The organism is Streptomyces phytophilus (genome assembly GCF_013870535.1).
GTDB classification, from domain to species: Bacteria; Actinomycetota; Actinomycetes; order Streptomycetales; family Streptomycetaceae; genus Streptomyces; species Streptomyces phytophilus.
Window position 1 is genome coordinate 1 of record NZ_JACBXC010000229.1, and the last position, 6,691, is coordinate 6,691.

9 protein-coding genes are annotated in these 6,691 nt (G+C 73.5%); 8 read left to right on the plus strand and 1 reads right to left on the minus strand.

Annotation, left to right across the window (positions count from 1 at the left end; translation table 11 throughout):
* The 8 genes from H5J30_RS13290 to H5J30_RS13325 all read left to right on the plus strand — a co-directional run.
* A partial coding sequence (locus tag H5J30_RS13290) for a protein phosphatase 2C domain-containing protein (RefSeq protein ID WP_181787640.1) occupies positions 1-464 on the plus strand: 464 nt, incomplete at its 5' end.
* Complete coding sequence (locus H5J30_RS13295; RefSeq protein ID WP_181787641.1) at positions 461-1,420, plus strand: hypothetical protein; 960 nt, start codon at positions 461-463, stop codon at positions 1,418-1,420. The genes H5J30_RS13290 and H5J30_RS13295, both read left to right, overlap by 4 nt.
* Positions 1,421-1,486: 66 nt before the next feature.
* Positions 1,487-2,149: a response regulator transcription factor gene (locus H5J30_RS13300; RefSeq protein ID WP_181787642.1), complete on the plus strand. Its 663-nt coding sequence runs from the start codon at positions 1,487-1,489 to the stop codon at positions 2,147-2,149.
* Positions 2,140-3,327, plus strand: a complete 1,188-nt coding sequence (locus H5J30_RS13305) for a sensor histidine kinase (protein ID WP_181787643.1) — start codon at positions 2,140-2,142, stop codon at positions 3,325-3,327. Before H5J30_RS13300 ends, H5J30_RS13305 begins: the two co-directional genes overlap by 10 nt.
* A gap of 92 nt (positions 3,328-3,419) precedes the next feature.
* Positions 3,420-4,607, plus strand: coding sequence for a CE1758 family FMN-dependent luciferase-like monooxygenase (locus H5J30_RS13310; RefSeq protein WP_181787644.1), 1,188 nt, complete (start codon positions 3,420-3,422; stop codon positions 4,605-4,607).
* Positions 4,607-5,104, plus strand: a complete 498-nt coding sequence (locus tag H5J30_RS13315) for a MarR family winged helix-turn-helix transcriptional regulator (RefSeq protein WP_181787645.1) — start codon at positions 4,607-4,609, stop codon at positions 5,102-5,104. The genes H5J30_RS13310 and H5J30_RS13315 overlap by 1 nt, the downstream gene beginning before the upstream one ends.
* Positions 5,101-5,781, plus strand: coding sequence for a CE1759 family FMN reductase (locus H5J30_RS13320; RefSeq protein WP_181787646.1), 681 nt, complete (start codon positions 5,101-5,103; stop codon positions 5,779-5,781). Before H5J30_RS13315 ends, H5J30_RS13320 begins: the two co-directional genes overlap by 4 nt.
* Before the next feature lie 209 nt (positions 5,782-5,990).
* Positions 5,991-6,194 (plus strand): cold-shock protein, encoded by a 204-nt coding sequence (locus tag H5J30_RS13325; protein WP_181787647.1) that lies wholly within the window; start codon positions 5,991-5,993, stop codon positions 6,192-6,194.
* Positions 6,195-6,352: 158 nt separating this feature from the next.
* On the opposite strand, the gene H5J30_RS13330 is transcribed toward H5J30_RS13325, so the two are convergent.
* The gene (locus tag H5J30_RS13330) at positions 6,353-6,574 is read right to left on the minus strand and encodes a hypothetical protein (RefSeq protein WP_181787648.1); all 222 of its coding nucleotides are present in this window, start codon (positions 6,572-6,574) and stop codon (positions 6,353-6,355) included.
* Positions 6,575-6,691: the final 117 nt, after the last annotated feature.

A 6,691-nucleotide genomic window follows, 5' to 3' on the forward strand; every position in this document is an offset into this window, starting at 1 on the left:
TGCGGGCGTCGATCGACGCGCCGGCGCGCGCGTACGCGACCACGTTCCGCGCCCTGGTCGTCCCGCTCGACCCCGCCGTCCGCGTACGCGGCTTCCTCGGCGTCGGCGACGGCGGCCTGTTCCGGCTGCGCGACCGCGGCTGGTGGAACCTGGAGCACCCCGCGACCGCCACCCCCGGCACCGGCGTCATCGACACCGGCACCGCGGCCCTCCCGGACGCGTACCAGCAGGTCGACGCCCGCCTCCTGGAGCCGTCCGCGGCCGGGGACGTGCTGGTGCTGTGCACGGACGGGTTCTCCGGGCCGCTCGCCGGCGAGAAGGAGTTCCGCGAGCACGTGGCCGGGCAGTGGGGGCACACCGCCGGCGTACCGCAGCCCTCCGACTTCCTCTGGCACGCGCAGACCCGGCTGAAGTCGTACGACGACGACCGCACGATCATCTGCCTGTGGGAGGGAGTCCGGTGACCGCCGACGACGGTACGGACGTGCCGCTGTCCTCGCTTGCCTTCGGCGGCAAGATAGGCGACGGCGGCCAGGGCGAGGTGCACGCGCTGCGGAACGTCCCCGACCTGCTGTACAAGAGCTACCGCGCGCCGCACGAGGTCGACGGGCAGGCGCTGGCCGCCCTCGTCGCCGTGCACCGCGCGCTGCCGCCCGAGGAGCGCGCGTATCTTGACGCGCGCGCCGCGTGGCCGCTGTGCCGGGTGGTGGACGGCGGGCGGGCGGTCGGCTTCCTGATGTACCGGGCCCCGGCGGCGATGAGCTGGCAGACGCCCAACGGCGGCACGAAGCTCACGGAGCTGCAGTTCCTGCTGCGCGAGCCCAAGGCGTCCTGGCAGAGCATCGCCCAGCCCGCCCCCGGCCAGCGCCGGGAACTCGCCCTGGCGCTGGTCGAGCTGGTGGAGCGGCTGCACAGGTGGGGCCTGGTGCTGGGCGACGTCTCGCAGGCCAACATCCTGTGGACCGTACGCCCCGCCCCCGCCGTCCACCTGCTGGACTGCGACGGCTTCCGCGTCGCCGGCCGCTCTCCCGTCCTCGCCCAGGCCGACACCCCCGACTGGGGCGACCCGCTGGCCCCGGTCGGCTCGGCCACGGTGGACAGCGACCGCTACAAGGCCGCCCTCGCCACGGGACGCATCCTCGCGCAGGACGCGTACACCGCGCCCGGACCGGACCTCGACCTGGTCCCCGGCGAGCTGGACGACCGCCAGGAAGCGGCCGTACGGGCCCGCTACACCCAGGCCGCCGGCGCGTACGGCACCCGCCCCACCCTCGCCGAGTGGCGCACGGCCCTCGTCGGCCGCGACGTGATCCGGCTCACCGCCGCCACCCCGGCCCCCCGCCCGCCGGTGAACCGCGCGATGCTGGACAGCGCCCGGGACCGCGGCACGATCCCGCTGCGCCCGCCGGCCCGGGACTGAACAGGCGGGCGCACCACCGGCAGCGCACTTACGCGGCTGCAATCGCCGTCCTGGTTCGATGGCGCCATGAGAGTCCTGGTAGCGGAGGACCACCGCATCCTGGCCCGTACCCTCGCCACCGGCCTGCGCCATCAGGCCATGGCGGTCGACGTCGCCCACACCGGCACCGAGGCCGAGCGGATGTGCCTGGTCACCGACTACGACGTGCTGGTCCTCGACCGCGACCTGCCGGGCCTGAGCGGGGACGAGGTGTGCCGGCGGCTGCGCGCGACCGAGGGCCCGCCGCAGATCCTGCTGCTGACCGCCGCCGGCCAGGTGGCGGACAGGGTCTACGGGCTGACCGCGCTCGGCGCCGACGACTACCTCGCCAAGCCCTTCGACTTCACCGAACTCGTCGCCCGCGTACGCACCCTGAGCCGCCGCCCGCACCGACCGGCCCCCGGCGTCCTGGAGCACGCGGGAATCGTCCTGGACCCGGTCCGGCACCGGGTGCACGCGCACGGCCGCCCCGTTGCGCTGACCTCCAGGGAGTTCGCCGTCCTGCACCTGCTGCTCCAGGCCGGGGGCGCGCCGGTGCCGCACGACACCCTCGTCCGTACCGTCTGGGACGAGCACCTCGACCCGCGCACCAGCGCGGTCCGCGCCACCGTCAGCCGGCTGCGCGGCAAGCTCGGCGCCCCCGGCGTGATCGCCACCGACACCGGAGAGGGCTACCGGCTGTGCGGCTGAACCCGCGCGCGCTCCTGCGCCGGCTGCCGTTCCGCGCCCGCCTCACCGCGGCGATCTCCGGCCTCTTCCTGCTCACCGGCACCGGCCTGCTGGCCTTCGTCGTGGTCCTCGCCCGGCACGGGACGGCCGAGAAGGTCCAGGGCCTGTCCCTCACGTACGACGAGAACCCCGGCCGTCCGCTCACCGGCGCGCACCCCACGTACGCCTCGTCGCAGACGGCGCGCGACGACATCGCCGAGATCAGGAGGATGGACGAGACCGTCCAGGCCGTCCAGGACACCGCGCTGCGCCAGATGGTCATCTGGTCCGCGGTCGGCATCCTCGTCCTGGCGCTGCTGGCCGGGTTCCTCGGTCGGTGGCTGGCGGGGCGGGCACTGCGCCCCGTCGCGTCCATGACGGCGGCCGCGCGCCGCATCAGCGAGGAGAACCTCCACCAGCGGCTGGCCCTGACCGGCCCGGACGACGAACTCCACCGCCTCGCCGACACCTTCGACGCCATGCTCGACGGCCTGGAGCGGGCCTTCGAGAGCCGGCGGCGCTTCGTCGCCAACGCCTCCCACGAACTCAAGACGCCGCTGGCGGCCCAGCGCACCAGCATCCAGGTCGGGCTGGCAGACCCGCTGCCGGACCGCCTCGCGGACGTACGCGCCGACCTGCTCGCCACCAACCGCGAGGCGGAGCAACTTGTCGACGCGCTCCTGCTGCTCGCCCGCAGCGACCGGGGCCCGGCCGGGACCGAGGACGTGGACCTCACCGCCACCGCCGGCCAGGTCGCCGCCGAACTCGCCCCCGCGGCACGGGAGCGCCGGGTGGACCTCACCGTCGAGGCGGACCGCACCCCGCGCGTCAGGGGGGACCGCATCCTGCTGCGGCACCTGCTGACCAACGTCATCCGCAACGCGGTCCAGTACAACCACCCCGGCGGCCACGTCCGCGTACGCGTCGGGGACCGCACCCTGACGGTGACCAACACCGGCCCCCCGATCCCCGCCGAGGACATCCCGGCCCTCTTCGAGCCCTTCCGCCGCCACGCCCCCGACCGCACCGCCCCCACCCCGGGCCACGGCCTGGGCCTGCCCATCGCCGCCTCGATCGCCGAGGCCCACACCGCGACCCTGACGGCGGCCCCGGGCCCGCGCGGCGGCCTGACGCTGACGCTGCGCTTTCCACCGCCCTGACCTGCGGATCACCCCCGAGGAATACATGACCAGTCATGTTGTTGAGGGGTGTACGCGGCCGGACGGGCGCGCGGAGCGAAGAGGAGGGGATCATGCAGTTCGGGATCTTCAGCGTCGGCGACATCGCCCCCGACCCGGTCACCGGCCGCACCTACAGCGAGGCCGAGCGCATCGACAACATCGTCCGGGTCGCGAAGCGGGCCGACGAGGTGGGGCTCGACGTGTTCGCGCTGGGCGAGCACCACAACCCCCCGTTCATCCCCTCGTCGCCGCCGACCCTCCTGGCGTACGTCGCCGCGCAGACGGAGCGCATCGTGCTCAGCACCTCGGTCACCCTGATGACCACCAACGACCCGGTGAAGATCGCCGAGGACTACGCCATGCTCCAGCACGTCGCCAAGGGGCGGCTGGACCTGATGGTCGGGCGCGGCAACACCGTGCCGGTCTACCCGTGGTTCGGCAAGGACATCCGCGAGGGCGTCGCGCTGGCGCTGGAGAACTACAACCTGCTGCACCGGCTGTGGCGCGAGGACGTCGTCGACTGGGAGGGCAAGTTCCGTACGCCGCTCCAGGGGTTCACCGCCACGCCGCGCCCGCTGGACGACGTGCCGCCCTTCGTCTGGCACGGCTCCATCCGCTCGCCGGAGATCGCCGAGCAGGCCGCGTACTACGGCAACGGGTTCTTCGCCAACCACATCCTCGCGCCGAACTTCCACTTCAAGCGGCTCGTCGACCTCTACCGGCAGCGCTACGCGCACTACGGGCACGGCAGGCCGGGGCAGGCCATCGTGGGCCTGGGCGGGATGTCGTTCATCGCCGCGCGGTCCCAGGACGCGGTGGAGCGCTTCCGCCCGTACTTCGAGAACTACCCGATGTTCCGCGGGTCCCGGCTCGAAGACCACATGGCGGCCACTCCGCTGACCGTGGGCAGCCCGCAGCAGGTCATCGACAAGGTCCTCACCTTCCAGGAGGGCTTCGGCGACTACCAGCGGCAGCTGTTCGCGCTCGACGGCCTGGCGCTCCCGGTCGAGACCGCCCTGGAGCAGGTCGAGCTGCTGGGCACGGAGGTCGTCCCGGTGCTGCGCAAGGAGCTGGAGTCCCGGCGGGCCGAGGGCGTGCCGGACGCGCCGACGCACGCCTCGCGCGTCACCGCGAAGTACGGGGACGCCGAGCCGCGCCGGCCCCGGCCGAACCCCAACCGCGGCGACAATTTGTCCGGCACCATGCCGTACCAGGACAGCGACCCCGCCGTGCCGGCCGAGTTCCCCGTGGTGGGCTGATGGCGGCCACCACGACGCAGCTCGCGCTCGCGGCCTGGGAGTCGCTGCTGCGCGCCCAGGCCACGATCGCCCGCGAGTTCGAGTACACGGGCGACTGGGGCGACGTCCTGCCGCGCGAGTACGCCGTCCTGCACGCCCTGTCGGGCTCGGACGGCGGGCACCGTATCACCGAGCTCATGGAGGACGCCCTGCTGACGCAGGCCGGCGTCTCGCGCCTCGTCGCCCGGTTGGAGAAGCGGGGGTACGTCGAACGCCGCGACGACCCCGCCGACGCCCGCGCCTGCCGCGTCGCCCTCACCGCCGAGGGCCGCGAGACGTACCGCAGGCTGGGGCGCGCGCACGCGCGGCAGGTGCGCGAGGTGATGACACGGGCCCTGGACGCGGAACAGCTCGAAACCCTGCGGGAGCTGACCGCGGCCCTGCTCGCCGCCGCCCCCGCCCCCGCCCCCGGCCCCACCCCGACCCCCACCCGATCGCAGCGCAGGAGGCCGGCATGACCACCGCACGGAAGATCGTCGTCATCAACGCCGGTGTCAGCGAGGAGTCGTCGACCCGCCGGCTCGCCGGCCGGATCGCCCAGCAGAGCATCGACACCCTGGCCGCGGCCGGGATCCCCGCCACCGTGACCATGCTCGACCTCGGGCCGCTGGCCACCGAGACCGCCCGCTCGCTCGTCTCCGGCTTCCCCACCGGGCCGGTGAGCGACGCCATCGCCCGGCTCGCGGAGGCGGACGCGGTGGTCGCGGCCACGCCGGTGTACAAGGCGGGGATCAGCGGCCTGTTCAAGTCGTTCGCCGACCTGATCGACAACGACCTGCTCATCGCCGTGCCGGTGGTCCTCGCCGCCACCGGCGGCACCGCCCGCCACGCGATGGTCACCGACGACCAGCTCCGCCCGCTCTTCGCCTTCCTGCGCGCGCTGCCGGTCCCCACCTCGCTGTACGCGGCCCCGGAGGACTGGGGCTCCCCCGAGCTGGGCAAGCGGATCGCCCGGGCCGCCGGCGAACTCACCGCCCTGCTGCGTACCGACGCGCCGCGGCAGATCGCCGACGACAACTGGACCGGCTACCAGCACCGGTTCGCCGGCCAGGCCAAGCGCGCCGAGCAGAGCGCGGCGGACGTCGACTTCGACACCGACCTGATGCGCCTGGCCACCGGCGGCTCGGCGCCCTGACCCTTCCGCCCCGCCCTCCCCGCGCGGTCTCTGTGTTAGGCTGACTTTGTTGCAGTTGTGGTTCCCATGTATGTGGTGTGCGCCTGCTGGCTTTGACCTCGGGCGCATTTTTGTTTTTCGGTGCTTGCTCCGGAGCGGGAATTCATCGCGGCGACGCGGGATCGCGCACCCGCGCCATCCCCAAAGCCCCCCAAGAAGGAGACAAGACCGTGGCTAACGGCACTGTGAAGTGGTTCAACAGCGAAAAGGGCTTCGGCTTCATCGCCCAGGACGACGGCGGCGCCGACGTCTTCGCGCACCACTCGAACATCGACGCGCAGGGCTTCCGCGAGCTGGCCGAGGGCCAGAAGGTGGAATTCGACCTGGTGCAGGGCCAGAAGGGCCCGCAGGCGGAGAACATCCGCGTCATCTGACCGCAGTCCCCGGGACTGCGGAAACCACCGGGCAGGGCCGCGCCGCAGGGCGCGGGTCCTGCCCGGTGGCATGTCGGTGCCCCCGGGGAGCGAGTGCATGCTCCCCGGGGGCACCGTGCCGACGCCCGCTCGCCTTCGTCCTGCTCACGGGCTCGGCGTCAGAGCTTCTCCATATGGTCGTAGGGCGCGGTGATCCGGACTTGGCGGGAGCCGAAGTCGACGAGCATCGCGATGCCGTCCTCGGCAGCGACGATCGTGCCCAGACCGTACCGGTCGTGGGTGACCCGGTCGCCGGGCGCGAAGTTCTTCGCCGTGGGGACGACGGGCGCGTCGAAGGGGCTGGTGGGCAGATGGCGCCGGGGCGCGGATGCTTTTTTCATCGGAAGCCCAGTATGGGCTGCCGAGGCGGCCGGCGTGCCGTCCCTGCCCGGATCGAAACCGATCCGTCGGCCTTACGCGCCCCGCCGGGCGCCGCCGCGCGCCGTCCCGGCCCGTCC

Coding starts and splice junctions, on each gene's coding strand:
- H5J30_RS13300 (WP_181787642.1), top strand. CDS start 1,487: ATGAGAGTCCTGGTAGCGGAGGACCACCGCATCCTGGCCCGTACCCTC.
- H5J30_RS13310 (WP_181787644.1), top strand. CDS start 3,420: ATGCAGTTCGGGATCTTCAGCGTCGGCGACATCGCCCCCGACCCGGTC.
- H5J30_RS13315 (WP_181787645.1), top strand. CDS start 4,607: ATGGCGGCCACCACGACGCAGCTCGCGCTCGCGGCCTGGGAGTCGCTG.
- H5J30_RS13320 (WP_181787646.1), top strand. CDS start 5,101: ATGACCACCGCACGGAAGATCGTCGTCATCAACGCCGGTGTCAGCGAG.
- H5J30_RS13330 (WP_181787648.1), bottom strand. CDS start 6,574: ATGAAAAAAGCATCCGCGCCCCGGCGCCATCTGCCCACCAGCCCCTTC.